This is a genomic window from Rhodococcus zopfii NBRC 100606 = JCM 9919, assembly GCF_001895025.1.
Taxonomy (GTDB): Bacteria; Actinomycetota; Actinomycetes; order Mycobacteriales; family Mycobacteriaceae; genus Rhodococcus; species Rhodococcus zopfii.
In genome coordinates, this window is record NZ_BCXI01000035.1 from 47,555 (window position 1) to 74,338 (window position 26,784).

23 protein-coding genes are annotated in these 26,784 nt (G+C 68.2%); 13 read left to right on the plus strand and 10 right to left on the minus strand.

Translation table 11 applies throughout. The features are described 5' to 3' along the window. Positions 1–7: 7 nt before the first annotated feature. From RZ1_RS20740 to RZ1_RS20770, 7 genes are read left to right on the plus strand one after another with little or no spacing between them, the layout of a single operon-like run. Positions 8–1,069, plus strand: a complete 1,062-nt coding sequence (locus RZ1_RS20740; RefSeq protein ID WP_072814399.1) for an ABC transporter permease — start codon at positions 8–10, stop codon at positions 1,067–1,069. Next, on the plus strand, positions 1,066–1,983 hold the full coding sequence (locus tag RZ1_RS20745) for an ABC transporter permease (protein WP_072814400.1): 918 nt from the start codon (positions 1,066–1,068) through the stop codon (positions 1,981–1,983). The genes RZ1_RS20740 and RZ1_RS20745 overlap by 4 nt, the downstream gene beginning before the upstream one ends. Further along, complete coding sequence (locus RZ1_RS20750; protein WP_072814401.1) at positions 1,980–3,593, plus strand: dipeptide ABC transporter ATP-binding protein; 1,614 nt, start codon at positions 1,980–1,982, stop codon at positions 3,591–3,593. The genes RZ1_RS20745 and RZ1_RS20750 overlap by 4 nt, the downstream gene beginning before the upstream one ends. After that, on the plus strand, positions 3,590–4,852 hold the full coding sequence (locus RZ1_RS20755; protein WP_072814402.1) for an acyl-CoA dehydrogenase family protein: 1,263 nt from the start codon (positions 3,590–3,592) through the stop codon (positions 4,850–4,852). The genes RZ1_RS20750 and RZ1_RS20755 overlap by 4 nt, the downstream gene beginning before the upstream one ends. Beyond that, positions 4,849–6,087 (plus strand): LLM class flavin-dependent oxidoreductase, encoded by a 1,239-nt coding sequence (locus tag RZ1_RS20760; protein WP_072814403.1) that lies wholly within the window; start codon positions 4,849–4,851, stop codon positions 6,085–6,087. Before RZ1_RS20755 ends, RZ1_RS20760 begins: the two co-directional genes overlap by 4 nt. A gap of 10 nt (positions 6,088–6,097) precedes the next feature. Further along, positions 6,098–7,024 carry an LLM class flavin-dependent oxidoreductase gene (locus RZ1_RS20765; protein WP_072814404.1) on the plus strand — a complete coding sequence of 309 codons (927 nt, stop codon included), beginning with the start codon at positions 6,098–6,100 and terminating at the stop codon, positions 7,022–7,024. Next, positions 7,021–8,259 (plus strand): acyl-CoA dehydrogenase family protein, encoded by a 1,239-nt coding sequence (locus RZ1_RS20770; protein WP_083583817.1) that lies wholly within the window; start codon positions 7,021–7,023, stop codon positions 8,257–8,259. Before RZ1_RS20765 ends, RZ1_RS20770 begins: the two co-directional genes overlap by 4 nt. A gap of 53 nt (positions 8,260–8,312) precedes the next feature. Here the strand turns inward: RZ1_RS20770 and RZ1_RS20775 are convergent, their stop codons facing one another. Next, complete coding sequence (locus tag RZ1_RS20775; RefSeq protein ID WP_072814430.1) at positions 8,313–9,518, minus strand: IS110 family RNA-guided transposase; 1,206 nt, start codon at positions 9,516–9,518, stop codon at positions 8,313–8,315. A 249-nt stretch (positions 9,519–9,767) separates the two neighbouring features. Here RZ1_RS20775 and RZ1_RS20780 point away from each other — a divergent pair, with 249 nt between their 5' ends. The 3 genes from RZ1_RS20780 to RZ1_RS20790 all read left to right on the plus strand — a co-directional run bounded on the left by RZ1_RS20780 (position 9,768) and on the right by RZ1_RS20790 (position 13,428). Continuing rightward, complete coding sequence (locus RZ1_RS20780) at positions 9,768–10,796, plus strand: aldo/keto reductase (protein ID WP_072814405.1); 1,029 nt, start codon at positions 9,768–9,770, stop codon at positions 10,794–10,796. A gap of 52 nt (positions 10,797–10,848) precedes the next feature. Then, positions 10,849–11,880 carry an aldo/keto reductase gene (locus tag RZ1_RS20785; RefSeq protein WP_072814406.1) on the plus strand — a complete coding sequence of 344 codons (1,032 nt, stop codon included), beginning with the start codon at positions 10,849–10,851 and terminating at the stop codon, positions 11,878–11,880. Between the two features lie 189 nt (positions 11,881–12,069). Then, positions 12,070–13,428: an NtaA/DmoA family FMN-dependent monooxygenase gene (locus RZ1_RS20790; protein ID WP_072814407.1), complete on the plus strand. Its 1,359-nt coding sequence runs from the start codon at positions 12,070–12,072 to the stop codon at positions 13,426–13,428. A gap of 154 nt (positions 13,429–13,582) precedes the next feature. Here RZ1_RS20790 and RZ1_RS20795 read toward each other — a convergent pair whose 3' ends face one another. Both RZ1_RS20795 and RZ1_RS20800 read right to left on the minus strand, forming a co-directional pair. Next, positions 13,583–14,701 (minus strand): CaiB/BaiF CoA transferase family protein, encoded by a 1,119-nt coding sequence (locus RZ1_RS20795; protein WP_174565226.1) that lies wholly within the window; start codon positions 14,699–14,701, stop codon positions 13,583–13,585. Next, positions 14,698–15,885: an acyl-CoA dehydrogenase family protein gene (locus RZ1_RS20800; protein WP_072814408.1), complete on the minus strand. Its 1,188-nt coding sequence runs from the start codon at positions 15,883–15,885 to the stop codon at positions 14,698–14,700. Before RZ1_RS20800 ends, RZ1_RS20795 begins: the two co-directional genes overlap by 4 nt. 153 nt (positions 15,886–16,038) lie before the next feature. On the opposite strand from RZ1_RS20800, the gene RZ1_RS20805 reads away from it, so the two are divergent. Then, positions 16,039–17,046 carry a LacI family DNA-binding transcriptional regulator gene (locus tag RZ1_RS20805; RefSeq protein ID WP_072814409.1) on the plus strand — a complete coding sequence of 336 codons (1,008 nt, stop codon included), beginning with the start codon at positions 16,039–16,041 and terminating at the stop codon, positions 17,044–17,046. 153 nt (positions 17,047–17,199) lie between these two features. On the opposite strand, the gene RZ1_RS20810 is transcribed toward RZ1_RS20805, so the two are convergent. From RZ1_RS20810 to RZ1_RS20840, 7 genes are all read right to left on the minus strand, one after another. Beyond that, on the minus strand, positions 17,200–18,012 hold the full coding sequence (locus tag RZ1_RS20810) for an alpha/beta fold hydrolase (RefSeq protein WP_083583818.1): 813 nt from the start codon (positions 18,010–18,012) through the stop codon (positions 17,200–17,202). Beyond that, positions 18,009–19,073, minus strand: coding sequence for an isopenicillin N synthase family dioxygenase (locus RZ1_RS20815; protein ID WP_072814410.1), 1,065 nt, complete (start codon positions 19,071–19,073; stop codon positions 18,009–18,011). The genes RZ1_RS20810 and RZ1_RS20815 overlap by 4 nt, the downstream gene beginning before the upstream one ends. Continuing rightward, complete coding sequence (locus tag RZ1_RS20820) at positions 19,054–20,472, minus strand: uracil-xanthine permease family protein (RefSeq protein ID WP_072814411.1); 1,419 nt, start codon at positions 20,470–20,472, stop codon at positions 19,054–19,056. Before RZ1_RS20820 ends, RZ1_RS20815 begins: the two co-directional genes overlap by 20 nt. 111 nt (positions 20,473–20,583) lie before the next feature. Next, entirely contained in the window at positions 20,584–21,552 is a 969-nt protein-coding gene (alc, locus tag RZ1_RS20825) for an allantoicase (protein ID WP_072814412.1), read from the minus strand. Further along, positions 21,549–22,913 carry an allantoinase AllB gene (gene allB / locus RZ1_RS20830; RefSeq protein ID WP_072814413.1) on the minus strand — a complete coding sequence of 455 codons (1,365 nt, stop codon included), beginning with the start codon at positions 22,911–22,913 and terminating at the stop codon, positions 21,549–21,551. Before allB ends, alc begins: the two co-directional genes overlap by 4 nt. Next, positions 22,910–24,190 (minus strand): DUF6986 family protein, encoded by a 1,281-nt coding sequence (locus RZ1_RS20835; protein WP_072814414.1) that lies wholly within the window; start codon positions 24,188–24,190, stop codon positions 22,910–22,912. Before RZ1_RS20835 ends, allB begins: the two co-directional genes overlap by 4 nt. Positions 24,191–24,309: 119 nt before the next feature. Further along, positions 24,310–25,083, minus strand: coding sequence for an IclR family transcriptional regulator (locus RZ1_RS20840; RefSeq protein WP_072814415.1), 774 nt, complete (start codon positions 25,081–25,083; stop codon positions 24,310–24,312). A gap of 205 nt (positions 25,084–25,288) precedes the next feature. Here RZ1_RS20840 and RZ1_RS20845 point away from each other — a divergent pair, with 205 nt between their 5' ends. Continuing rightward, positions 25,289–26,056 (plus strand): CoA transferase subunit A, encoded by a 768-nt coding sequence (locus RZ1_RS20845; protein ID WP_072814416.1) that lies wholly within the window; start codon positions 25,289–25,291, stop codon positions 26,054–26,056. Then, positions 26,053–26,730, plus strand: coding sequence for a 3-oxoacid CoA-transferase subunit B (locus tag RZ1_RS20850; protein ID WP_274595909.1), 678 nt, complete (start codon positions 26,053–26,055; stop codon positions 26,728–26,730). The genes RZ1_RS20845 and RZ1_RS20850 overlap by 4 nt, the downstream gene beginning before the upstream one ends. Positions 26,731–26,784 lie beyond the last annotated feature (54 nt).

A 26,784-nucleotide genomic window follows, 5' to 3' on the forward strand; every position in this document is an offset into this window, starting at 1 on the left:
GTCAGCGATGCGGAACTATGTCCTGAAACGGCTCGGGCAGGCGGTGCTGGTCCTGTGGGCGGCGTACACGCTGTCCTATCTGCTGCTCAGCGCGCTGCCGGGCGATGCGGTGACCAACCGGGTCCAGAACCCCGAGGCGCAGATCTCGCCGGAGTCGGCCCAGGCGCTGCTCGAGTACTACGGACTGGACCGGCCTCTGTGGGAACAGTATCTGGGCAGTCTGATCGCCGTTTTCGACGGTGATCTCGGATTCTCGCTCACCAACGGCACGTCGGTGACCGAACTGATCGGGGACGCGCTGCCGAGCACGCTGGCGTTGACCGGCCTGGCGTTGGTGTTCGGAATCGTCGTCGCCGCGGTTCTCGCGATCGTGATCAACTACGCGCCGTGGCGGTGGCTGCGCGGTGTCGCCGGTTCGATACCCGCATTGTTCGGTTCGGTCCCGACATTCGTCGTCGGTGTGCTTGCTCTGCAGTTCCTTTCGTTCGGGCTTCACCTGATTCCGTCCACCGACGACGGCTCGTTCGTGGCGCTGCTGGCACCGGCGGCGACACTGGGGGCCCTGATCTCGGCGCCGCTGGCCCAGGTGCTGAGCACATCCATCGCCAGAGTCCGTGCGATGCCCTTCGTTCACGTCCTGCACGCCCGGGGTGCGAGCGAGAGCTACGCCTTCCGCCGGGGTGTCCTGCGGAACTCGTCGCTGCCGGTGCTCACGCTCCTGGGGCTCGCGTGCGGTGAACTCATCGCCGGGTCGGTGGTCACCGAAGCGGTCTACGCCCGACCGGGCCTGGGACAGCTGACGGTGAATGCCGTGAGCACCCAAGACCTTCCGGTTCTACAGGGTGTCGTCCTGGTCGCGACGGTGGCGTACGTGTCGGTCAATCTCGTGGTCGACCTGGCCTATCCGTTCATCGACCCGCGCATCCTCGTCGAGGGGAAGACGCGGCGTGTCCCCGCCGCCAGGATCCGTCGCAAGGTCCCGATCCCCGTCGTCATCGGACATCGGGAGACCGGTGTCGTCGCGGTTCCCGCCCCGCGTGAACTGTCGCTGGAGGTGTCGATGCCATGACCATCACCCGAGACGAACACGATGCGACGACCGGCGATCGCAACGCCGGCGAGCCGGTGAGCACACTACGCGAGTCACGGGTGCGGAGTGCGTCACGCCTGCTCGCCCGCAACTGGACGCTGGTGCCGGCGGTCGGTGTGTTCACCCTGGCAGTGCTGTGGGCGATCGTCCCGGGCGCCTTCACCGGTTTCGACCCGATCGCCATCGACAACGGCAGCAAGCTGCTGCCACCGTCCGCCGAGCACTGGTTCGGCACCGACCTGCTGGGACGAGATCTCTACGCGCGCACCGTATACGGAGCGCGGGCATCGTTGCTGGGCGCGAGCATGGCCGTCGCCGTCGCGGTCGCGGTCGGCTCGGCGCTCGGTGCCGTCGCGGGATGGTTCGGGGGCGGTACCGACAGCGTGATCATGCGGCTGATCGATGTGGTTCTCTCGATCCCGGGATTCCTGCTCGCCATTACGATCGTCGTGCTGTACTCCGCGACGGTCGGCAGCGCCGGACTCGTTCCCGCCGCGATCGCCGTCGGACTGACGTCGGCGGCCACGTTTGCCCGGCTGATCCGTTCCGAGGTGCTCGCGGTGCGGACCAGCAACTACGTCGAGGCCGCGACCACCAGCGGTGCATCGACCGCGACGATCCTGCGCCGCCATGTCATCCCGAACTCCCTCGCTCCCACGGTGTCGCTGATCGCACTGCAGCTGGGCATCGCGATCATCTGGATCGCGTCGCTGAGCTTCCTCGGTCTGGGTGCTCAGCCGCCGGATCCCGAATGGGGACTGCTGGTTTCGGATGGCCGCAAATACATCGCGACCCGGGGATGGCTGACGCTCTATCCGGCACTGACGATCGTCGCGGTCGTGCTGTCCACCAACCACATCTCTCGGCACCTCGTGAAACGGAGCGAACGATGAGCCAGAGCCCGGTGTTGTCCGTGAGCGGCTTGACCGTCGGTTACCGCACCGGCGGGAAGCTCCGGCCCGTGCTGCACGACGTGACGTTCGACGTCGGCGCCGGTCAGGTGCTCGCCCTGGTCGGCGAATCCGGGTCGGGCAAGACCACAACCGGACACGCCGTCCTGGGCTTACTCCCCGACAACGGTGAGGTGATCGCGGGGTCGATCACGTACCAGGGCCAGGACCTCACCACACTGGGTCCGAAGGGGTGGCGTGACCTGCGTGGCCGGTCGGTGAGCCTGATCCCGCAGGACCCGACGGTTTCCCTGGATCCGGTCCGCCGGGTCGGCCACCAGGTGGAGGACGTCCTGCGGTTGCACACCGACCTCGACGCCGACGCCCGCCGTGAGCGGGTTCTCGACCTGTTCGAACTCGTCGGTTTCACCGATGCCGAGCGTCGCTACCGCCAATACCCCCACGAGCTGTCCGGTGGAATGCGGCAACGGGTCCTGGTGGCTGCCGCGGTCGCCACCGGCCCCGATCTCATCGTCGCCGACGAACCCACGTCGGGTCTCGACGCGACCGTGCAGAAGCAGGTTCTCGACCTGATCGACAATCTCCGGGCGAGATCGTCGACGAGCATCGTGCTGGTGACCCACGATCTCGGTGTCGCCGCAGACCGATCCGATGTCATCGGCGTCATGCAGGACGGCCGCCTCGTGGAGGCGGGCGCGACAGCCGAGATCCTCGCGAACCCCCGTCACCCCTACACGCAGCGCCTGCTGGCCAGCGTGCCGTCGCGGAGGACCACGCGGGCCAGGAAGCCGGCGGTCCCGGAGGTCCGGGACACCGTCATCGAAGTGTCCGACCTCCGTAAGGAATTCGACGACATTCCGGCGGTCGACGGCATCTCGTTCCAGGTGCGGCAGGGCGAGACCTTCTCGATCGTGGGGGAGTCGGGCAGCGGCAAGTCGACCACCGCGCGCATCCTCACCGGGCTGACCTCGGCCACGTCGGGACGGGTGTCGGTCCTCGGCACCGATGTGACCGGGCTGAGCCGCCGCGAGTTCCGGCCGTTGCGACGCAACGTTCAGTTCGTCTACCAGAATCCGTACTCGTCCTTCGATCCGCGGTTCAGCGTCTTCGACGTCGTCGAGGAGCCGTTGCGATCGTTCCAGGAGGGGCGCCGGGAGCGGCGGGGCAACGCCGAACGTGTGGCAGCGGCCCTGGAGGCGGCGGCCCTGCCCGCGGACTTCGCCCGACGGCACCCGCGGGAGCTCTCCGGCGGGCAGCGACAGCGCGTCGCGATCGCCCGTGCGCTGGTTCTGGAGCCCAAGGTGGTGTTGCTGGACGAACCCATCTCCGCACTCGACGTCTCGGTCGCCGCGCAGATCCTGGAACTGTTGCAGAAGCTGCAGGACGATCTCGAGTTGACCTACGTCTTCATCTCCCACGACCTGGCGGTCGTCGCCGCGATCTCCGACCGTGTCGCAGTGATGCGCAACGGTCGCATCGTCGAACAGGGCACCGCGGACGAGATCTTCTCCGCTCCCCGGGACGAGTACACGATCGCCCTGCTCGACGCGGTCGCCGGCCGTGACCTGACCACCATCGGAGGACCTTCATGACCATTGCGCACCCCCACACACCGGCACCGGCAGCGGACGCCGGGCAACCGGCCACCCTCGACGAGGCCCTGGTCCGGATCCGGCTGATCCTCGCGGAACTCGCCGAGGGCGCGGGCGAACGCGATCTGTCCGGTGAGCATCCGTACGAGCTGGTGCAGCGCCTGGCGGACGCCGGCTTCGGACGCCTGCGGGTGCCCCGCGAGTTCGGTGGTTTCGACGTCGACCTGCCGACGCTGGTCGGTCTGCTCGCGGAGGCCGGTGAGGCGGACTCGAACGTCACGCAGATCTGGCGCGGGCATTTCACCACCACCGAGATCCTGCGCAGGGAAGCCGACCCCGACGTCCGACGCACGTGGCTTGCAAAGGTGGTGGAGGGCGCGGTCTTCGGGAACGCGCAGTCCGAGCCGTCGGCGCAGGTCGCCGCCCTCGAGTCCGGCGACGGCTGGGGGCCGCTCACCACCACGGTCCGGCGCACCGAGACCGGCGAACGGCTGGTCTCCGGTTCCAAGTTCTACTCGACGGGCGCCCGGTTCGCCGACTACATCCGCGCCGCCGTCTCCGACGGCGAGGGCGGACGCACCTTCGTCGTCATCCCGGCCCGGCATCCCGGGGTGGTTCACATCGACGACTGGGACGGGATCGGGCAGCGGCAAACAGGTAGCGGAACAACAATTTTCACCGACGTTCCGGTCGAGGACCACGGGGAGGTCGGCCGGGAAGTGGAGGCGTTGCGCGGGCTGGACTCGTTCGTGCAGATCGTGCACCTGGCGAATCTCGTCGGCATCGCACGCAGCGTTGTCGCCGAGACGATCGACGTCGTGCGGGCGCGGACACGCACGAGCCGCCACGCCCTGGCACAGGAGGCCACCGCCGATCCCGATGTACTCGCAGTCATCGGAGATCTCCACGTGCGCAGGCGGACCGCGGAGGCACTACTCGCGCACGCCGCGGCGCAACTGGAAGCCGCGTATGCCTCGGGAACGGAGGAAGCCTACGTCGACGCCTACGTCGAGACGTCGGCCGCGCAGCGGGGAGTCATCGAGGCGGTACTCGACGCCGCGACTCGGGCATTCGACGCCGGTGGGTCGTCCACGGCCCGGTCCGGCGTCCACCTCGACCGGCACTGGCGCAACGCGCGCACCCTGGCATCGCACAACCCTGTCGTCTACAAACCCCGGGTCATCGGGGACTACCTCGTCAACGCACATGGTCCGGTGTCGGGTTACTACGCAGGCCGGACCGGAAGGACACAGTCGTGAGCAGGCAGCTCCATTTGAACGTCAACATCCTCAACGCGGGCGTCTTCGGGGGCTCGTGGCGCTTTCCCGGCACCGACGGGCTGGCGAGCTACGGCATCGAGCACTACACGTCGATCGCGAAGCGTGCCGAGAAAGCCAAGCTGGACGCGGTCTTCCTCGCAGACGGTCCGCTCCTCGACCCGAGTATTCGGAACCGCACCGGCAACAATCTCGAACCGACGACGGTACTGGCGACGGTCGCGGCGCAGACCGAGCGGATCGGATTGATCGGAACACTCTCGTCGTCGTACAACGATCCCGACGAAATCGCCAGAAGACTGGGCGATCTCGACTACATCAGCGACGGCAGGTTCGGCTGGAACGTGGTGACGACGGCGGGGCCCGTCGCGGCCCGCAATTTCGGGCGGGACGACGAACCCGACCACGCACTGCGATATCGGCGTGCGGCAACCCTGGTGGAGCGTGTGGTAGCGAGCTGGGCGGCGCGCACCGAGCACATGTCTCCGCAGGGACGCCCGGTGGTGGTGCAGGCGGGAGGATCCAGCGATGGCAAGAAGCTGGCCTCGCGTGTAGGCGAGGTGATCTTCTCCGCCGAGCAGGACATCGACAAGGCGCGGGCCTTCCGGTCCGAACTGCGTGACGGGGCAGAGCAGTTCGGCCGGAATCCGGACGAGATCGTCGTACTGCCGGGGCTGTCGACGGTGCTGGGGAGCACGGAAGCGGAAGCGAGAGAGCGTCGCGCACTGCTCGATTCCCTGCTGCCCGACGCGTACGCGCGGGCTCGCCTGGCGGCCCAGCTCGGGTTCTCGCTCGACGGCCTCGCCGACGACGAGCCGATTCCGGCGGAACTGCTGAGAGATCCCGACGTCGCGGGCGGCTCGCAGACCTTCTACCGGGTGGTGCGGGACATCATCGAGCGGGAGAATCCCACGCTCCGCCAGCTGCTGACGAAGCTGTCCGGCGGCGGTGGGCACCGGATCGTCGTCGGCACCCCGGAGCAGGTCGCCGACGACATCGAGCGCTGGTTCCGGCACGGGGCCGCAGACGGCTTCAACGTCATGCCGGACGTGTTGCCCTCGGGATTCGACGATTTCGCCGACCACGTGGTGCCGGAGTTGCAGCGTCGTGGGCTGTTCCGCACCGACTACGAGGACACGACATTGCGGGGGCACCTCGGCCTGGGTCTGCCGGATGCACCGGCGTCGGCCGACTTCCGTCTCGTGAGCGCAGGGTGAGGAGAAACAGATGAGCGTTCTGATCGAATTGGCGGTCGGCGACCCGCATGCCGACACGCGGCACGTGTCGCTGGCCGACGCGGAGACGATTGCCGAGATAGCACAAGAGCTGGGCGCCAAAGGATTATGGCTCGTGGACCGCGCCGACGGGCGGATCGCGCTGGACCCGTCCGTCGTCGGATCCAGACTTGCCGGACGGTACGGCGGGTTGGCGTACGCAATCGACGCACCCACGACCCGCAACGCCCCCTACAACCTGGCCCGTCGCGTCCTCTCGTTCGATCGTGCCACCGAGCGCGGTGTCGGGCTGGTCCTCCGGCCCGGCACCGGCGACGAGGTGAGCGATGCCGTCGCGCCCGATCCACAGGCAACGGAACCGGCGGAGCGGTGGAGCGAATACGTCGACATCCTCACCGCGCTGTGGGAGTCGTTTCCGCGCGAGGCACTGCTGGGTGACCAGGAGGCGGCGGTGGTCGCGGACGACGCGAGAATCCGCCCGATCAACCACGACGGCCGGTTCTACCGCGTCGCAGGACCATTGGACGGTCCGGCGTCGGCGCAGGGACGCCCCGCGGTGCTCGTCGCCGACACCGCCGCGCTCGGATGGGAACGGGTCGCCGCGGTCGCCGATGCGGTGATCGTGGACGAGGCGGACATCGCCGGGGCGGACGGCGCCCTCACCGCCGCGCTGGAGGCGGCAGGGCGTAGCCGCGCGGACGTCGCGCTGCTCGCGCGGATCGACGGTTCCGGTGATCCGGTTCGGTTGCAGCAGTGGGCATCCGAATCGGGAGTCGACGGATTCGTGCTCGCGCCGACCGGCGACCCGGCGAGCATCGTCGATGTCGTGCGCCGAGTGGTCCCGGCCCTGGCACCTTCGACGCGAACACCACTACGGGTGGCGCTGAGGCGCCCCGAGTCCACGGAGGTGGGGGCGTGACCGCTATTCACGTTTCCGAGGAGATCAGCGAGACGGTGCCGGAGGAATCGAACGAGCCGGCACCGACGGTCGCCGGGATCCGCGCCGCCGTTGCGCCGATCCTGGAGCGGATCGGCGCCACGGCGCATGGTCGCGAGGACACCCGCGACTACGCGTTCGACGAGGTGCGGGAACTGGCGGCGCGCAGGATCGGACTGATAGGCATCGCGCGCAGCGAGGGCGGTGCGGGCGGCTCGGTCCGGGATGTGATCGACGTCGTCATCGAGGTGGCGCGAGCGGATTCGAACATCGCTCAGGCGCTGCGACCGACCTTCCTGATGGCAGAGCAGCTCGCGGCCCGCGAGGACGTGCCGCATCGCGCCGTCAACCTCGAGCGCCTGCGCGGCGGTGCGCTGTTCGCGGGAACGAGCAACGAGCGCAACGGCGGAGCCGGCGGGAGCGTGTCGACGACGGCGCGGCGAGTCGAAGGCGGGTACGTCGTCACGGGGACGAAGTACTACTCGACCGGCGGGCTGTATGCCTCGTACTTCTCCACGCAGGCGGTCACCGAAGACGAGAAGGTCATACGGTTCACGGTGCCCACCGACCGGCCGGGCATCGAGCGACTCGACGATTTCGACGCGGTCGGACAGCGACTGACCCAGAGCGGTTCCACCCGGCTGACCGATCTTCCGGTCGCCGACGACGAGGTCGTGGTGGCAGGGGAGGACCTGCCCGACAACCCGTGGAGAGGCGCCTTCCCGCAGCTGTATCTCGCGGCAGTGCAGGCCGGGATCGCCGCTCGGGCGCTGGACGATGCGGTGTGGTTCGTGCGGGAGAAGGGACGCCCGATCAAGCACAGCACGGCGTCGACGAGCGCCGAAGATCCCTACATCCGCCAGACCGTGGGGGAGATCGGGGCCCGAGCACGGGCCGCCCGCGCGGTGGTGCTGTTGGCGGCGGAGTCGCTCCAGAACCTGCGTGGGACGAGCGGCGAAGCCGCACGCCGGGCCGGGGCCGCGGCGGCGGTCCAGGTCGCCGAGGCCGGCATGATCGCGATCGAATCGGCGCTGGCCGCTGCCGAACTCCTCTTCGATGTCGGTGGCGGTTCGATCACCGACCGGAGCCTGGGCTTCGATCGCCACTGGCGAAACGCGCGCACTGCCGCGAACCACAATCCGCGGCAGTGGAAGGCCGCAGTTGCCGGCGCATACCACCTCACCGGCGAGGAACCTCCCACTTCCGGGCTCTTCTGACCTCCGGACGACTCACCCCCGTCACCTCCCGAAAGGACATCTCAATCGTGTTGTCAAGCAGCAATAGCCGACTCCGAGGGAGGTGAATCGTGGTAGATGGTGTGGTCGCGGAGCATGGCCCACAGAACGTTGAGTCGGCGACGAGCGAGGGCGAGGACGGCCTGTTTGTGGCTCTTGCCTTCAAGTCGCTTGCGTTGGTAGAAGGCGCGCGATTGCAGGCTCGTGCTGATCGATATCTGCGCGGACAGGTACATCGATCGGAGCAGGCCTCGGTGGTACCGCCTGGGACGCCGCAGGTTTCCGTTGATCCGTCCGGAATCACGCGGTTGTGGTGCCAGGCCGGCGAATCCGGCGAGCTGGTCGACGCTGGTGAACGCGTCCATGTCACCCCCGGTAGCAGCGAGGAACTCCGCACCGAGTGTGGGACCGAAACCGGGCAGACTCACGATGATCTCGGCGGTGTGATGCTGGCGAAACCGCTCCTCGATCGCGGTGTCGAGTTCGGCGATTTCCGCGTCCAGGACAATCACCCCCTGCGCGATACGGGCGATCATCTGCGCGCTCACTGCTTCTCCGGGCAGACTGATGTGCTGCGCTCGGGCCGCAGTGACGGCTTCAGATGCCAGGACCGCTGCACTACGAACGTGCTGTTCACGCAGCCACGCCTCGATCCTGGCGACTCCGGCGCGACGGATCGCGCCCGGCGTCTGGAAACGGGTCAGCAAGATCAGTGGGCCCTTGTTCGTCAACGTCAGGGCTCGTTCCATCGCTGGGCAGACTTCCAGCAACTGGGCCCGGAGGCGGTTGATCTGCCGGGTGCGGTCGAAGACCACGTCGAGGCGGCGTCCGGTCAGGATACGGAGATCTACGGCTACCTCGTCGCCGGGCCGCAGCAGGCCGATGTCTCGGCGGATACGAGCCTGGTCGGCGATGATGAACGCATCCCGCGCATCGGTCTTGCCCTCACCTCGATATCCGGCAGAAGCCCGGTGCATCATCAGGCCGGTCAGATACGCCACCGGCTGACTGCGGGCCGCCAGCAGCCCGATCACCAATGCAGCGCCACCTCGATTGAGGTCGATCGCCCACAGCACTTCGCCACCATCTGCCAAGGCAAGCACCTCGTCGATCAGGATCGTCAACGCAGTCTCATCGTTAGCGATCCGGGTCGAGAGCAGCCGCTGACCGGTCTCATCAATCACCACGCAATGGTGATGCTCTTTACCGATATCGATTCCAGCCCACAACTCGTTCGGCACCAGCGCCACCCTTCGATCGAGACGGTTCCTAGATCGTGCGGGCCCCTGACAACGGCCTCCCCGGCTCAGTCCTACAGCAGCGATGAATCGCGATTCTCAATCAGCAGTCGAGTCGTTGCAGGGCTGCGGGCGGCCATGTCCTTTGAGCAGTCCGTGCCGCACCGCAATGACAGCCATACCCGCAGCCCCCAGGGGCTCTCCGATCTTATGAATGACCAGATCCACCCGCATACAAGAAGGTAGGACACAATGACCATCGAGGCCACCCGCGTACTCGGTCGCACCGGGGTTCGGCTGACGCCGCTCACCCTGGGCACGATGAACTTCGGCCGCTGGCAGGAGGAATCCGCGGGCCTCCGCATCATCGACGCCGCACTCGACGCCGGGATCTCGTCGATCGACACGGCCGATGTGTACGCCCAGGGCGTCTCGGAAGAGATCGTCGCCAAGGCCATCAAAGGTAGGCGCGACAGTCTTTTTCTCGCAACGAAATTCAACGGGCAGATCGGAGCCGACCCGCGCAACGCGGGCCTGTCCCGACGCTGGATCGTTCGCGCCGTCGAGGACAGCCTGCGACGCCTCGGCACCGACTACATCGACCTCTACCAGGCTCATCGCCCGGATCCGGACACCAGCCTGCTCGAAACTCTCCAGACGCTGAACGACCTGATCCACCAGGGCAAGATCCGGTACTACGGCACCTCGGTGTTTCCGGCGCACCAGCAAGTGGAGGCGCACTGGCTCGCCGAGAAGTACGGGCTGATCGCCCCGCACACCGAGCAGTTGCCGTACTCGCTGCTGGTGCGTGGTGCCGAGCGCGAGGTGTTCCCGGTCGTGCGGAAGTACGGAGTCGGCGTCCTCTCGTACGGTCCCCTCGCGGCCGGCTGGCTGTCCGGTAAGTACCGGGTGGGCGGTGATCAGCCGGAATCGGCACGGGCCGAACTCATCCCGGGCCGGTTCGACGTCACGGCGGAACGCAACCAGCGCAAGCTGGCCGCGGCCGACGCGCTGGGCCGCCTTGCCGGAGAGAACGGACTGACACTCGTCGAACTGTCGGTTGCGTTCGCGCTCAACCATCCCGCGATCAGCAGCGTGATCATCGGGCCCCGCACGCAGGAGCACCTCGAGGCCTACCTGAAGGCCTCGACGGTCGAACTCGGCTCCGAGGTACTCGACCGCATCGACGAGATCGTCGATCCGGGCACCCAGTTCCTCGAGCGCGACACCGGCCGGGACACCCCCTCGCTGCAGCCGGCCACACTGCGGCGTCGCCACTGATTCGTCGCCGACCACCGACCCACCAACCATCCACCAGAAGGGCAAACCCCACATGTCGTACGGAAGCTTCGAACTGACCTACACCGCGGCCCCCGACCGCTACACCAAGATCCCGTACCGCCGCACCGGCAAGTCGGGCCTCGACCTGCCCGCGTTCTCCTTCGGTCTGTGGCAGAAGTTCGGCACCGACTATCCCTTCGAGACGCAACGGGAGATCATCCTCCACGCCTTCGATCTCGGCATTACGCACTTCGACAACGCGGACCGGTACGGGCCGCCGCACCGCGCGGCGCAGAAGAACTTCGGCAAGGTCCTGGCCAAGGATCTCGCACCGTACCGTGACGAGATCATCCTGTCGACCAAGGCAGGCAACCCGATCGGGCCCAGCCCGTACCTCAGCGGAGGCTCCCGCAAGTCGTTGCTGGCCTCCCTCGACCACAGCCTGCGCGATCTGGGCACCGACTACGTCGACATCTTCTACAGCCACCGTCAGGACGATTCGACCCCGCTGGAAGAGACTGTCGGCGCGCTCGTCTCGGCGGTGCAGCAGGGCAAGGCGCTCTACGTCGGCATCTCCAACTACCGCCCGGACCGCGCGCACCAGGCCGCCGAGCTGCTTCGCGAGGCCGGTGTTCCGCTGCTGATCCACCAGCCGCGCTACTCGATCTTCGACCGCAGCATCGAGCAGAACGGGCTGCTGGAGCTGGCCGAGCAGGACGGCTTCGGATTGATCGTGTATTCGCCGCTCGCGCAGGGCCTCCTGACGAACAAGTACCTGGAGAGCATCCCCGAGGGCGCGCGTGCCACCAACAGCACGTTCCTCTCGCCGGACGCCATCACCGAGACCTACCGTCGGCGTGCGGCCGAACTGAACAAGCTCGCGGAGTCCCGCGGACAGTCGCTCGCGCAGCTGGCGCTGCAGTGGGTGCTCCGACAGCCCGCCGTCACCTCGGCGCTCGTCGGTGCGAGCTCGACGTGGCAGCTCGACCACAACCTGAAGGCACTCGAGTTCCCGCCGCTGACCGACGACGAACTCGCCGTCATCGAAGAGCACGGTGTGCACGGAACCGGTCTGAATCTGTAACCTGTCAGGGATAACTCACCGGGTACCCGGGGGGCGGCGCAGATCCGGGAAGCCGGTCGCAGCCGCCGCCCCCACCGGCCGGGACATGTCCCGGGACGACACGGCGGTGCCCGAGTTGTCACTCGCGGCACCGGGACACTCCCGCAGGTTTCTTTCCGGCACAGCCATGCCTCGCTGAAGGACACTCGAATGACCACTCTCCCGGCAGCACTCGATACGACCGAACGCCGCCTGCACCTGAACATCTCACTTCTCACCCCCGGACATTTCCGGGGAGCCTGGCGGGCGACCGGAAACGCGCCCGCCGATTTCGTCGATCCCGACCACTTCCGCCGGCTGATCCGCATCGCCGAGCGCGGTGCGCTCACCGCAGTGTTCGTCGGAGATGCGCCGGCACTGTCCGCCGACATCGCGCACGCACCCGGCCTCGGCCTCGATCCGGTGGTGATGCTCGCTCACGCTGCGGCCGGCACATCGGGAATCGGGGTCATCGCGACCGGGTCGTCCACCTACAACGATCCGTACAACCTGGCGCGACGCTACCTGTCTCTCGATCACCTCACCGGTGGACGAGCCGGGTGGAACGTGGTGACCACCCAGTTCGATGCTGCCGCAGCGAACTTCGGGCTCAATGCGCCACCGGCGAAGGAGGAGAGGTATCGTCGCGCCGACGAGTTCGTCGACGTCGTGACAAAGCTGTGGGACGGTTGGCGCGCCGATGCCCTCGTGGGCGACCGCACCACCGGACGCTTCGCCGACCCGTCGCGGATACGCGGCGCCGAGCACCGGGGTGAGTACTTCTCGGTCGCGGGCGCGCTGCCGTTGCCGCAGTCGCCTCAGGGCAGGCCGCTGCTCGTGCAGGCCGGAGCCTCGGAGGGCGGACTGGCACTGGCGGGCAAGTACGCCGACGTCGTCTTCAGCGCCGCCCAGACGATCGAGGTCGCGCACGCGCTGAGGACCGATCTACGTCGCCGTGCCGAGACGTTCGGCAGGAATCCCGACTCGCTGCGCACGTCCACCGGATTGATCACGGTCGTCGGCGACACGGAGGAGCAGGCGCGTCGCCGCGAACATGAACTGCGCGAAACGATTCCGCTCGATTCGGCACTGCCCCAGCTGGCTGAACAGCTGGGCCTGGAGGATGCCGGCCTGACCCTCGACACCGTCGTCACGGCCACGGATCTGCCCCAGTCCGACAGCGCCGCGCCACGCTCGGCGGGATTTCTCACGAGCATCCGCGCACTGCTGGCCGAGAAACCCCTCACCGCACGCGAACTCATCCACCGTTTTGCGGGCGGTGCCGGTCACCGGATCGCGGTCGGCACCGGAGAACAGATCGCGGACACGATCGAGGCGTGGTTCCGTGCCGGCGCAACCGACGGGTTCACGATCATGCCGGGCGACGTCGGTACCGGACTCGAAGCATTCGTAGACCAGGTGGTACCCGAGCTGGTTCGCCGTGGCCTCTTCGCCGGGGAGTACACCCACGGCACGCTCCGCGGGAATCTCGGGCTCGGCTTCACGGAGCCGAGTCTCGTGGCCGGGTGACCGTACCGTAGAACGGACTGTCGACGATGACAGTGGACCTCGAACGCCAACCCGCGGCGAGCACCACAACCCCGCACGGACTCGACGAGGACGGATTCGGGAAGTGCTCACCCGGATCGCCGCCGCCGACGATCGCCACGGTGACGGCGGGGAATCACGCGAGTTTCGGTGGCGCGGACCGGTAGGTCGCGGGAGTCGCGCTCAACCGGATCGGATTGGCGATCTGCCGCAGCGGGGCATCGCGTCGAGGATCGTCGATCTCCACGACCGGTGCGAGACCGAGGCGTTCGGCGAGCGCAACGGCATCGGCGATGTCGTTGAGCGGACCGCACGGGACACGCTCGGCGGTCAGGTCCGCGAACCACTCGTCGGCGGTGCGAGTCACCAGGGTCGCTTCGAGGGCGGCCACGAGAGCGTCCCGGTTGGCGACCCGGGCCGTGTTGGTGGCGTAGCACTCGTCGGTCGCGAGATCGACGAGGCCCAGCACCTTGCACAGGGACCCGAACTGGCGGTCGTTGCCGACGGCCAGGATCAGCGGCCGGTCCGCGGTCGCGAACAACTCGTACGGCGCGATGCTCGGATGCCGATTCCCCATCGCGCTCGGCACGACACCGGCAGACACATAACCCGATGTCTGGTTCGCAAGAGCAGACAGCAGCGAGGACAACAGGTTGACCTCGACGCGCTGACCCTCGCCGGTTCGGTCCCGGTGCCGCAGTGCGGCGAGAATGCCCAGGGCCGCGTGCATTCCGGTGATGACGTCGACGACGGCGACCCCGACCTTCGTGGGCGTCGCAGCATCGGGGCCGGTGATGCTCATCAGTCCGCCGACCGCCTGGATCAACAGGTCGTATCCCGGCAGATCGTTGTGGCCGCCGAATCCGGTGATCGACGCGTACACGATGCCGGGGTTGATCGCGCGAACTTCCTCGTAGCCGAGGCCGAGTCGATCCATCGTGCCCGGCATGAAATTCTCGACGACGACATCGGCGCGTTCGACCAGGCGCCGTGCCTCCGCGAGTCCTTCGGGACCGGACAGATCCAGCGACATCGGCAGCTTGTTGCGATTGACGCCGAGGAAGTAGCTCGACTCGTCGCCGACCCACGGCGGCCCCCACCGGCGGGTGTCGTCGCCGACACCGGGTCGCTCGACCTTCACTACTTCCGCGCCCAGATCGCCGAGCAGCATCGTGGCGTAGGGGCCCGCAAGCACCCGCCCGAAGTCGGCGATCACCAACCCGTCCAGCGCGCCGATCGCGTGCTTCCCGGTCACCGGAAGGCTGCCTCTCCGGTCAGCGCCTTGCCGATGGTGAGCTGGTGCATCTCGGACGTGCCCTCGTAGGTCAGGACGGACTCGAGGTTGTTGGCATGCCGGATAACGGGGTATTCGAGCGTGATGCCGTTGGCGCCGAGGATCGTGCGGCACTCGCGGGCGATTGCGATGGCCTCACGGACGCTGTTCAGCTTCCCGGTGCTGATCTGCTCGGGGGTGATCTCGCCGCGGTCCTTGATGCGGCCGAGGTGGTAGGCGAGCAGGTGGCCCTTGCCGACCTCGAGCGCCATGTCGGCGATCTTGGCCTGGGTCAGCTGATACGCCCCGAGCGGCTTGTCGAAGACGACGCGGGTCTGCGCGTACTCGATCGCCGTCTGCAGGCAGTCGCGTGCGGCACCCACTGCGCCGAAGGCGATTCCGAATCGGGCTTCACCGAGCGCGGTGAGCGGGCCGCGGAGACCTTTCGCCAGCGGCAGCATCGCCGAGGACGGCAGTCGCACGCCGTCGAGGACGAGTTCGGAGGTCACCGAGGCGCGCAGCGACAGCTTCGCGTGGATCTCCGGCGCGGAGAATCCGGGGGTGTCGGTGGGGACGACGAAGCCGCGGATGCCCTTGGCGCCCTCCTCGAGGTCGGTCTGCGCCCACACGACCGCGACGTCGGCGATCGAGCCGTTGGTGATCCACATCTTGGTGCCGTTGAGGATCCAGTCGTCACCGTCGCGCTTGGCGTTGGTGCGCATCCCGGCGGGGTTGGATCCGAAGTCGGGCTCGGTCAGGCCGAAGCAGCCGATGGCATCGCCGGCGGCCATTCGCGGCAACCACTCCTGCTTCTGTTCCTCACTTCCCCAGTGGTGGATGGAGAACATCGCCAGTGACCCTTGAACGGAGACGAGGCTGCGGATGCCCGAGTCGACAGCCTCCAGTTCGAGGCAGGCCAGGCCGTAGGCTGTGGCGCTCATACCCGCGCAGCCGTAGCCGTCGAGGTGCATGCCGAGTACGCCGAGTTGTCCGAGTTCCCCGGCGAGTTCGCGGGCAGGAAGCGTCGCGTCTTCGAACCACCGGGAAATGTGGGGGCGGATGCGTTCGTTCGCGAACTTGCGAACCGTGTCGCGGATGGCGATCTCTTCCGGCTCCAACAGCGAGTCGAGAGCGAAGAGTTGAGTCAGCGGCTGAGCGTTCGACATGAGGGTCTCCGAGCGTCGCGAGGGTGACGATTCGTTATTGCGATCGTTTGCAATAACGTTTGCGAGAACGTTTGCATGTCCTAGGCTAGGTCCAATGCTCCGGGGCCGTCAACCCGGAGTCGTGCTTGCTGCGACAGAGCTGGAGAAACACGTATGCCCCGCCCGGACCGAGCGCCGACGCTCAAGGAGATTGCCGAGCGTGCAGGGGTCCACATCTCGACGGCCTCCCGGGTGCTGCGGCAGCCCGAGCCGGTCGACGGGTGGACACCGTCCGCGCTGCGCGTACGCGAAGTCGCCGCCGAACTGGGATATCAGCGCAATCTCTGGGCAGCGAGCCTGCGTACCCGCAAGACCACGACCCTCGGCGTGGTGATGCCGCGCCTCACCGACGGTGTGGTCGCCACGACCTATCAGGGGATCGAGGAGGCCGCCACGCGTGCCGGCTACTCGGTGCTACTGTCGAGCCCGCCCGACGACCTCGACGCGCAACGGCGTGCCATCCAATTGCTCGTCGGACGGCAGGTGGACGGCCTCCTTCTCAGTAGCCTGCACATTCCCGGCCGACCTTTCGTCGACTCGCTGTCGCTCGGTCCGTTGCCCGTCCTCACGGTCACGCGCCATGCCGACGCCGGACTGCCGTTCGTCGGCGGCGACGATTACCGTGGCGGATCACTCGCGGCGCAGCACCTGCTCGACCGCGGATACTCCGATGTCGCGATCATCGCCGGACCCGACCACGCGAGCACGGCGCGTGACCGTCGCGACGGCTTCGTCGACACCCTCCGGGCGGCTTCGGTCCCGCTGCCGGATCATCGGATCGTTCGATCGGATTTCGACGTGAGCGGCGGTGTCGTCGCTGCCCGGACTCTGCTGGACCGGGGCGGCCGACCCCGGGCGATCTTCGCGGTGAGCGACACCATCGCGATCGGCGTGCTCGGGGTTGCGAGGGACCTCGGCCTCACCGTTCCGGACGATCTTGCGATCGTGGGCTACAACGACATCCCTGTGGTCGCGCAATTACCGGTTCCTCTGACGACGGTCCGCTCGCCCGCGCACGAGATCGGGATGACCGCCGTACGCGCCCTGCTGGAACTTGTGCGAGGCGGCGACACGGCCTCGGTACGGCTTCCGGTCGAACTCGTCGTGCGGGCCAGCAGCTGAGGTTGCGCCCGGAGACGGTCGAGATCTCCGGCGCTCCGAAGGAGCAGGAGGTCGTGGTCTCTTCCGCGGCGTCGAAGCTGTCCGGCGAAGGAGCGCCCACCCTGCCGGGTCTCGGCGACGACTACGCGGCCGAGGACGCTCCGGGGCCGGATCTCACCGCCCCGGCCCGTGCCCAGCCGCCCGCGGCCGATGCCGGACGGCGAGGGATCGGCCGACCGGCATCGGAGTTGTGCAATCTTCCGCACACTGCGCGATGAATCCCGTGAGTGCCCCGACGAGTCCGACGCCTGCCGACAGCTGGGGCGCGTGGTCGCTGTCCAGCGTGACGACCTGCGCACCCGGCACCCGGCGTTGCATCTCGCGTTGCGCGGCAAGGGGAACCGAACGGTCCAGTGTCGCTTCGACATACAATCGCGGCACGGACCCGAACCGCCCCGGTGTCCAGGTCGGGGCCATGAGCCGCGCCGTCTCGAGTTGGGGCACGAGGCGGCGCGCGGCGCCGACGGCATCGGCGACCGTGGCCTCGTGGAAGAACACCGCCGCACCCGCCTCCGGCGGCACCACCGTGCCGCGGCCGTCCGCGGTCGGCTGCAGCCACGCCGAAATTCCCACGGGTGCAACCAATCCGATACTGTCGCACAGCATCCCGAAATCAGTACCCGACGGCAGCATCATGCCGGCCACGTAGGCGACGCCCGCGACGTTCCCCGGCAGCAGCTCGGTGACCTGGGTGACGACGATGCCGCCGCCGGAATGCCCGATCAGCACGACCGGTTCCCCGAGTTCGCGAATGTACTCGGCGACGCGCGCGGCCACGTCGTCGAGCGTGATGTCCTCCTCGCCCCACGTGCCCGCGCCGGGCAGCGACAGCGGATGGGGAATGTGCCCGGCGGCCCGCAGCGGGGCGAGCAGGGTATCCCACACCCAGGGACCGGCCCAGGCGCCATGTACCAGAACGACATTCACGGTACCACCGTGTTTCCCGCGGCGGTCAGCACGCGTGCGGCTTCGCGCACCGCGGCGGTGTTCGCCTTGCCGTGCCGGGATCCGGCCAGTTTCGCCTTGATGTGGTCGCGGATGATGATCGGTTCGTAGGCGTCCTCCCCGGCGTCGACGAAGCCGGGCAGGGTTGCGACGACCGCGTCGACGTTGCCGTCGTGGAAGAAGGCGGCCGAGCGGCGGCGCGCGATGGTGCCGTCGACGATCGGCGGTTTGACGCGGTGCAGCGTCGAACGCCAGCGATCGTTGGTGAGCCGGGCGGTGAGATCGCCGAGGTTGACCAGCAGCGCGCCCTCCCGAGGTGCGACGTCGTGCCACACCCCGTCGCCGCCGAGTACCTGCAGCCCGGCGACGATGTCGGCCCACAGCACCGTGACGATGCCGAAGTCGGTGTGCTCGCCCATGCCGGTGAGATCCCCGTCGAGGGTGACGGTGCCTTCCGGCAGCGCGTAGTTGTTCATGCGCAGGACGTCGATGGAGTGGTCGGTGAGGGTATCGAAGAAGTCCGGGTTCTGACCGAGGGCGTCGGCGAAGATGCGGGTCAGGGTGCGCGCGACGCGGGACGCCTCACCGAAGTACCGCCGCACGCGGGGTTCGAATCCCTCGACGCCGGGCCAGAGATTGATGCCGTAGTCGGATTCGGACAGGTCGAGTTCGGGGAACGACCGGGCTTCGACACCGACGTTGAACGCCTCGAAGAAATCGTTCATGCGGGTCGCGGATTCGACGCCGAGGCTCAGGGACAGCGATTCGCTCTTCGGCGGGCTGTATCCGCGGTTTGCCCCCTCCACCCGGTAGGACTTCTTGTCGTCGAGCGGAAGACCGAAGAAGTCGTCCATCGCGCCGGTGAGTCCGCCGACGACCTCGCCGGGAATCCCGTGTCCCACGATCTGGATGAAACCTACTCTCCGGCAGGCATCGTCGACCTGCCGGGCGACGCGTGCCCGTTCGCTGTCCGGGCCCGCCGTCACGTAGGGCGAGATGTCTATGGTCGGGACCTCGAACGGGTCAGACGGTTGCGGGTGCATGCACGGCTCCTGAGCGAGTGGGGGTTCCGGTCGAGGTGACGGGGGCCGGTGCGCCGGGCTCGGGGCTCTCGCTGCCGGGCGTGACGGTCGCACGGGCGAGGGTCCCGAGCCGAGTGTGGTTGAACAGCAGGTTGAGTCCGAACGCGGTGAGCGCGGCGAGGGTGATGCCGCTGCCGAGCAGGATCTGCGCGGAGGACGGGAACTTCTCGAACATCCCCTCCGCGAGCTCCGGCACGATGCCGACCCCCACGGCGACCGCGGCGATCGTGGTGTTGATGCGATCGGACAGGTCCACCTTGCGGAGGGTGTTGATGCCGACGACCGCGACGGTGGCGAACAGGATGAGGCCGACACCGCCGACGACCGGTTGCGGCAGGCCCGCCACGACCGCCCCGACCTTGGGGAGAACGCCGAGCAGGACCAGGATCACACCGCTGGTCGCGGTGACGTAGCGGCTGTACACGCGGGTGGTGGCGACCGCACCGACGTTCTGGGTGAAGACGGTGTCGACGAACGCGTTGAAGACGCCACCGAGGACGGCGGACAGGCCGTCGCCGGCGAGACCACGGGCGATGTCGCCCTTGCCGACCGGCTTGCCGGTGATCTCGCTGACCGCCAGCATGCTCGCGGTCGATTCGGCGAAGACGACCGCGACGACGATGCTCATGGCGACCACCGCGGTGATCGGGAATTCGGGGGCACCGAAGTGGAACGGGGAGGGAATTCCCACCCAGGCACTTCCGGCGACGCCGCCGAGGTCGATCAGGCCCATGGGCAGTGCGATGATCGTGCCCGCGACCAGCGCCACGAGCACACCGAGCTGCGACCAGATTCCGCGGCCGAGACAGATGAAGCCGATCGCGACGGCCATGACGACGACGGCGAGCGCGATATGCGACGGCGCGGCGAAGGCCGGGGAGGTCGGGTCGTTGCCGATGATCAGGCCGCCTGCGACGCCGACCAGCGAGATGCCGACGACGGTGAGGACCGCGCCGGTGACGAGCGGGGGAAAGAACCGGATGATCTTGGCGAACGGATACGCCAGCGCGAGGCCGACGATGCCGCCGACGAGCATCGAGCCGTACACGGCCTGCAACCCGTATTCCTCGGCGATGAGGATCATCGGCGTCAGACCGGCGAACGTCGCGCCGCACACGATCGGGAGCCGCACACCGGCGAGCTTGCCGATGCCGAGACTCTGCACGATCGTGATGAGTCCGGCGATCAGCAGGTCCGCGCTGATGAGCATCGCGATGGTCTCGCGGTCGAGACCGACGGCGGCGCCGAACACCAGGGGCACCGTGATGCACCCGGTGTACATGATCAGGACGTGCTGGATGCCGAACGCGAGCTGTCGCAGGAACGGCAGCGGGGTGTCGACGGGATGTGCAGAGGCCATGGGAGACTCCAACCGAGCGGGAAATCCGTGTCCCTGCTGTTCTATCGTTACCCCGTTACCGGCATGCGGCCGAATGTTTCATCCGGGTAATCGATTCCGGGCGGGGAAGTCTCACACGAGTCTGCCGTGCACCCGCAGCCGCGCGATGCCGCCGTCCGGGTACACGTCGAGCCGCACGTACCGCATCGGGCGGTCCGCATCCACCCGGAACCGGTGCCGGCAATCCGGCAGCAACTCGGCCCGCGGCACCAGCGTCACCCAAGCGGAATCGTCGGCAAGCGTTGATTCGTCGAGTATTCCGGTCAGCCGTGCCCATCCGGGCGCGTTGCCGACGAAATACGACGTGTCGATCTCGACGTGGTCGATCATCCCCTCGCCGGCCAACCGCACGACGACGTGGTCGTTGTCGTCGTCGCGGCGGCGCGCGTTCTCCCAGCCCTCACCCATGTGCCGGGCGCGGCCGAGCCCGAGAATGTTCCGCGGCGACGAGTAGAAGCGGTTCGAGCAGTCCACGACATCCCCGCCGTTCTCGAGCGCGGCGAGGTCGATGGTGCCGGTGAGGAACGCCGGGTCCGGCCGGGGCTCCCCGTGGATCCGCAGCCGTGCCACCCCGCCGTCGGGAAAGATGTTGAGCCGCACATGGGTCCAGCGCTTGTCGATCGCCACCGGGAAACTGTTCGCGGTGTCACCCAGCAGCGGAACCCGGTCGAGAATTGGTTCCCACTCGGCTTCCTGTAGCTGCGCCGCGGTCGGGTACCCCTCGACGCAGACGCCGTCGATCGACGCGAACGGCGGATAGTTCCCGGTGAACCAGGAGGTGTCGATCACGACGCCGCGCACCACGCCGGGCACCCCGAGCCGGACGATCGCGTAATCGTGCCCGGGTGCGCGCCGGCGGCGCGTCTCCCACCCGTCGTACACCTTGCCCTTGTGCCCGAAGTCGCTCACGTCGTGCGCCGCGGGTTCGGCGCTGACGAGATTCTCCCGCTGCGCGAACAATTCGTCGTTCGCGTACATCACCGATCCGGCCAGCGCACGCGACGCGAGATCGGGCAGCTGCAGGAAATCCGGGGTGCTCATGAAGATCCTTCCGAGGGTAGGCGCGTGAGCAGGCCGCCGCGCGGTGCGGGGTCCTGGGTGGCGTCGAGGGTGACGGTGAGCGGGGCGCCGGACAGCCAGGTGCGCCGGACGACTCCCGCGAGTGCCATCTCCGCGTACGGGGTGACCGCATTGCGGTGGTGCAGCCGTTCGGGGAACACGACGAACGCGTCGTCGGGCGCGAACACGCACAGGTCCGCGGTATTGCCGACGGCGATCTCGCCGCGGTCGTTCAGGCCCACCAGATCCCGTGTGTTGCGCCCCATCCAGCGCACGAGGTCGACGAGGGTGTGACCGCGGCGCCGCGCCTCGGACCACACGATCGGCAGGCCGAGTTGCAGCGACGAGATGCCGCCCCAGGCCTCCCCGAAGTCGCCGCTGGTGAACTTCTTCAGTTCGGGGGTGCACGGCGAATGGTCGGACACGACGCAGTCGATCGTGCCGTCCGCGAGCCCGCGCCACAGTCCTTCCCGGTTCCCGGCTTCGCGGATCGGCGGACAGCACTTGAAATGTGTGGAGCCGTCCAGGATTTCCTCGCTGAACAGCGACAGATAGTGGGGGCAGGTCTCGGCGGTGATCCGGACCCCGCCGGCCTTCGCCTCCGCCAGCAGCGGCAGGCTCCCGGCGTCGGACAGATGCAGAACATGGACCCGGCAACCGGTTTCGCGGGCACCGTCGATCGCCTGTGCGATCGCCCGGGACTCGGCGGCGGGTGGGCGCGAATGCAGGAAATTCGCATACCGGCGTCCCGTGGCCGGGGGCTGCGCGTCGAGCGTCGGACCGTCCTCGGCGTGCACGATGAGCAGCCCGTCGAACGACGCGATCTCGCGCATCGCCGCGACCATCTGTTCGCGGTTCAGCGGCGGGTACTCGTCGAGACCCGAATATGCGAGGAAGCACTTGAATCCGTACACACCCGCGTCCCACAGCGGTCGCAGGTCCGCGAGGTTACCGGGGACGGCGCCGCCCCAGAATCCGACGTCGACGGTTACCTGTCCGGTCGCCGTCGCGCGCTTGACGTCCAGCGCGGGCACGTCGATCGTCGACGGAATCGAGTTGAGCGGCATGTCGATCACGGTGGTGACGCCACCGGCCGCCGCGGCCCGTGTCGCACTCGCGAAACCCTCCCATTCGGTGCGCCCGGGATCGTTGATGTGCACGTGCGTGTCGACCAGGCCGGGCAGCAGCACCTCGTCGTCGGCGAGGATGACCTCGTCCGCACCGACGGGGAGCGGGGCGTCGTGGTCGTCGATGGCGACGATGCGGCCGCCCTGCAGCGTCACGGCGCACGCGCGTTCGCGGTCGCCGACGACCGCGCGGCGGGCCCGGATCACGGTGGTCATCGGGTGGAGGGTCCCTTCTCTGTTCGGAAGCCCGCCAGAAGCTGCAGCTCCTCCGGGTCGACACCGGTGTGTTCGCGCACCTCGTCGGTGGTCAGGGCGCCGCAGCTCAGCCCGCGGTACAGAAACGACGCCAGCGCTCGCGCGGTGGCGGGTTCGTCGAGGTAGCCGGATTCGGCACGCCCGATGTAGGCGGCGATGCGGGCCGCGGCGGTCGGGAACGAGCGGCGGTAGAACGCGAAGGTTGCGGCGAACCGGGTCGGCAGCTGGGCCGGATGCAGGTCCCAGCCCTGGTAGAAGCCGCGCCGCAGCGACCGGTCGACCAGCCGCGCGTGCAGCGCCCACGCACTGCGGATCTCGGCGGCGGTGCCCACCGGGATCCGGTTGGTGGAACCGTCCGACAGGAACACTCCGGTGCCGGCGGCCGCGACCTGCATCGTCGCCTTGGCGTGGTCGGCGACCGGATGGTCCATCGCCTGGTACTCGGCGGCGATCCCGCACCCCGCCGAATAGTCGTAGGTGCCGTAGTGCAGGCCCGAGCAGCGGCCGGCGGCGGCGTGGATCATCGTCGCGACCTGTGCGCTACCGTCGGGTCCGCAGATCGCCTGCGGGGTCTCGATCTGGATCTCGAAGCGGACCGGCTCGGTCAGCGAATACGTGGACTCCAGGTGCTCGCACACCGACACCATCGCCGAAACCTGCTCGGGGGACGTCACCTTCGGAAGGGTGACGACGAAACCGTCCGGAAGCGAACCGTTCTCGGCGACCGCGCCGACGAACGCGTCGAGGGTCCGTACCCCGCGGCGACGGGTCGGCGCCTCGAAACACTTGAATCGGATACCGGAGAACGGTGTTGAGCCAGCGCTCGCGCGCAGTTCCGCCGCGGCCCGGGCGACGTGCGCGTCCTCGTCGGCGTCCCGGTCGGCGGCGGACACTGCGGCCTGGGGGAACCCGTCCTCGAAGTCGATGCGCAGATCCTCGATCGGCTCGGTCGCGAGTTTGGCGTGCACGAGTGGCAGGACCTCGGCAGCGAGTTCCGGTTCCATCCCGGTGATCGCGGCGAGGTCGCCGGCGTCGGCGATGTGCTCCGACAACACCTGCCGGGCCTGCTCACCCCACGAGCGGACGGTGCCGGCGTCGTATCGGTCGACGGGAACGTACACGGTGTGCACCGGCTGCCGTCCGGCGGTGGGGCCGGGATAGGCGGCGGCGTATGCGGCATCGACGGGGCTCAGCGTCTCGTCGAGTGCCTTGTAGAGCCGTTCGAGCCCGTCCGACATGCAGCCTCCCGCCGTTCGATTCCACTTCGGATGTTTCCACCTCGACAGCAGACGGTAACGGCGACATGTCAATCGGTTGGTTACTCAGGGTAACGGTGGTGTTACGCGGCAGCCTCGGCTCAACGCTGGTGGCCGCGCAGCAACTGGGTGAGGCGATGCGCCTCGCGCAGCAGCAGTTCGCCGAGTTCCGGGCGGCGATCGGCTCGGAACCGGCTTTCCACACCGGTGACGCTCAATGCCCACGCCGGTGAATCCCGGTGATCGAACACGGCCGCGCCCATGCCCCAGCTTCCCTCGACGAGCAGCGCCGGATTGGTCGAATATCCGGCCAGCCGCGTCTCGGCGATGCGTTGCTCGACCGCGGCGCGGCTGTGGGCCTGCCCCCACTCGGAGGTCAGGTCGGTCCGTGACAGGTACTCGTCGATGTCGTGGTCGGGCAGGTGGGACAGGATCACCAGGCCCGCGGAGGCGACACCCAACGGCAGTCGCCGGCCCACATGCAGCACGTGCGAACGCAGCGGAAAACTCCCCTCCTCGCTCGCCAGGCACACCGTGCCGTCGCCCCGGCGGGCCGACAGATGCGCCGTTTCACCGGTCTCCCGCGCGATGCCCCGCAGAATCTCCCCGGCGAGATCGGTGATGTCGTAGCGTTCGGCCGCGAGCGATCCCAGCAGGTACAGCTCCGGCCCCAGCGACCACCGCCCGGACTTGGGGTCACGGTCGACGAGGCCTTCCTCGGCCAGGGACGTCAGCATCCGATGCGCGGTGGGGCGGGCCAGCCCCGTTGCGCGGGCCAGCTCCGTCGTCGACGATCCGCGCGGTTCGAACCCGGCGACAGCGCGCAGCAGGGCGCTGACCCGGCCGATCACCTGCGGCCTCTGTTCGGCATCCACCCGGACAGCTTACGTCCACTGAGTGAACGCCGACGTTCGGCGGGTTCCGGGGAGCGAGCAATCTCCGCGCAGCTGCCCGAAGCCTCTTGAAAAGCGCGTCGCCGCCCTCTGTAGTGGGTAACGATCGATGCGTCCTCGTCCACCCAGTGAACGCATCCGCAGGGCCGGCACCACACGGCCGAGGTTTCCCGAGAGAGGTCATGGAATGGCAACGAAAGTGTTCGACACCGCCGCGGCGGCCGTCGCGGACGTGTCCGACGGCGCGACGCTCGCCGTCGGCGGATTCGGCCTGTGTGGCATCCCCGACGTCCTGATCCAGGCGCTCGTCGACTCCGGCGTCGGCGACCTCGAGGTCTTCTCCAACAACTGCGGCGTCGACGACCACGGCCTGGGTCTGCTGCTGAACGAGCACCGCGTCCGCCGCGTGGTCGCCTCGTACGTAGGGGAGAACAAGGAGTTCGCCCGCCAGTACCTCGCCGGTGAACTCGAGGTCGAGCTGACCCCGCAGGGCACCCTCGCCGAGCGGCTGCGCGCCGGCGGCGCCGGCATCCCCGCCTTCTTCACTCCCGCCGGTGTCGGCACGCCGGTCTCCGACGGTGGCCTGCCCTGGCGTTACGCGTCCGACGGTTCGGTCGCGGTGGCGTCGCCGCCGAAGGAGACCCGTGTCTTCGGTGACAAGCGGTACGTGATGGAACTCGGCATCAACGCGGACTTCGCGCTCGTGCACGCCGTCAAGGGCGACACCGCGGGCAACCTCGTCTTCGACAAGACCGCGATGAACTTCAACCCGCTGGCCGCCATGGCAGGGAAGATCACGATCGCCCAGGTCGAGGAACTCGTCGAGCCCGGCGAGATCGACCCCGCGCAGGTGCACCTGCCCGGCATCTTCGTCAAGCGGATCGTCCACACCGGCCCGCAGAACAAGCGCATCGAAAAGCGCACCGTGACGGCATCGGAAGGAGCGGCCCAGTGACCGCAGACAAGACGACCGACAAGAAGGGCTGGAGCCGCAACGAGATGGCGGCCCGCGCCGCCGCCGAGATGGTGGACGGCGAGTACGTCAACCTCGGCATCGGCCTGCCCACCCTCATCCCCGGCTACCTGCCCTCCGACGTGCACGTCACGCTGCACTCCGAGAACGGCATCCTCGGCACGGGCCCGTACCCGACCGAGGACAAGATCGACCCCGACCTGATCAACGCCGGCAAGGAGACCGTCACGGTCAATCCCGGTGCCGCGTTCTTCGACTCGGCGACGTCCTTCGGGATGATCCGCGGTGGGCACATCGACACCGCGGTGCTCGGCGGCATGCAGGTCTCCCGCACCGGCGACCTCGCCAACTGGATGGTCCCCGGCAAGATGGTCAAGGGCATGGGCGGCGCCATGGACCTGGTGCACGGCGCGAGCCGCGTCATCGTGGTCATGGAACACACCGACCGCGACGGCAACCCGAAGATCGTCGACACCTGCACCCTGCCGCTGACGGGCCAGGCCGTCGTCGACCGCATCATCACCGACCTGGCCGTCATCGATGTCGCCGACGGCGGCACACTGGTGCTGCGCGAACTCGCCCCCGGCGTCACCGTCGACGACGTGGTCGCCGCCACCGGCGCACCCCTCGAGGTCGCCGTCGGCGAACCGGTCTGACAACCGTCCGAAAGCTCTTTCCCCACAACATCATCGGAGTCCTACCATGTCCAA

Excerpts from the sequence above, each read along its gene's own strand:
- RZ1_RS20785 (WP_072814406.1), top strand. The coding sequence starts at position 10,849 with ATGTCGTACGGAAGCTTCGAACTGACCTACACCGCGGCCCCCGACCGC.
- alc (WP_072814412.1), bottom strand. The coding sequence starts at position 21,552 with ATGAGCACCCCGGATTTCCTGCAGCTGCCCGATCTCGCGTCGCGTGCG.
- RZ1_RS20805 (WP_072814409.1), top strand. The coding sequence starts at position 16,039 with ATGCCCCGCCCGGACCGAGCGCCGACGCTCAAGGAGATTGCCGAGCGT.
- RZ1_RS20750 (WP_072814401.1), top strand. The coding sequence starts at position 1,980 with ATGAGCCAGAGCCCGGTGTTGTCCGTGAGCGGCTTGACCGTCGGTTAC.
- RZ1_RS20755 (WP_072814402.1), top strand. The coding sequence starts at position 3,590 with ATGACCATTGCGCACCCCCACACACCGGCACCGGCAGCGGACGCCGGG.
- RZ1_RS20815 (WP_072814410.1), bottom strand. The coding sequence starts at position 19,073 with ATGCACCCGCAACCGTCTGACCCGTTCGAGGTCCCGACCATAGACATC.
- RZ1_RS20790 (WP_072814407.1), top strand. The coding sequence starts at position 12,070 with ATGACCACTCTCCCGGCAGCACTCGATACGACCGAACGCCGCCTGCAC.
- RZ1_RS20800 (WP_072814408.1), bottom strand. The coding sequence starts at position 15,885 with ATGTCGAACGCTCAGCCGCTGACTCAACTCTTCGCTCTCGACTCGCTG.
- RZ1_RS20845 (WP_072814416.1), top strand. The coding sequence starts at position 25,289 with ATGGCAACGAAAGTGTTCGACACCGCCGCGGCGGCCGTCGCGGACGTG.
- RZ1_RS20820 (WP_072814411.1), bottom strand. The coding sequence starts at position 20,472 with ATGGCCTCTGCACATCCCGTCGACACCCCGCTGCCGTTCCTGCGACAG.
- RZ1_RS20745 (WP_072814400.1), top strand. The coding sequence starts at position 1,066 with ATGACCATCACCCGAGACGAACACGATGCGACGACCGGCGATCGCAAC.
- allB (WP_072814413.1), bottom strand. The coding sequence starts at position 22,913 with ATGACCACCGTGATCCGGGCCCGCCGCGCGGTCGTCGGCGACCGCGAA.
- RZ1_RS20765 (WP_072814404.1), top strand. The coding sequence starts at position 6,098 with ATGAGCGTTCTGATCGAATTGGCGGTCGGCGACCCGCATGCCGACACG.
- RZ1_RS20835 (WP_072814414.1), bottom strand. The coding sequence starts at position 24,190 with ATGTCGGACGGGCTCGAACGGCTCTACAAGGCACTCGACGAGACGCTG.
- RZ1_RS20780 (WP_072814405.1), top strand. The coding sequence starts at position 9,768 with ATGACCATCGAGGCCACCCGCGTACTCGGTCGCACCGGGGTTCGGCTG.
- RZ1_RS20740 (WP_072814399.1), top strand. The coding sequence starts at position 8 with ATGCGGAACTATGTCCTGAAACGGCTCGGGCAGGCGGTGCTGGTCCTG.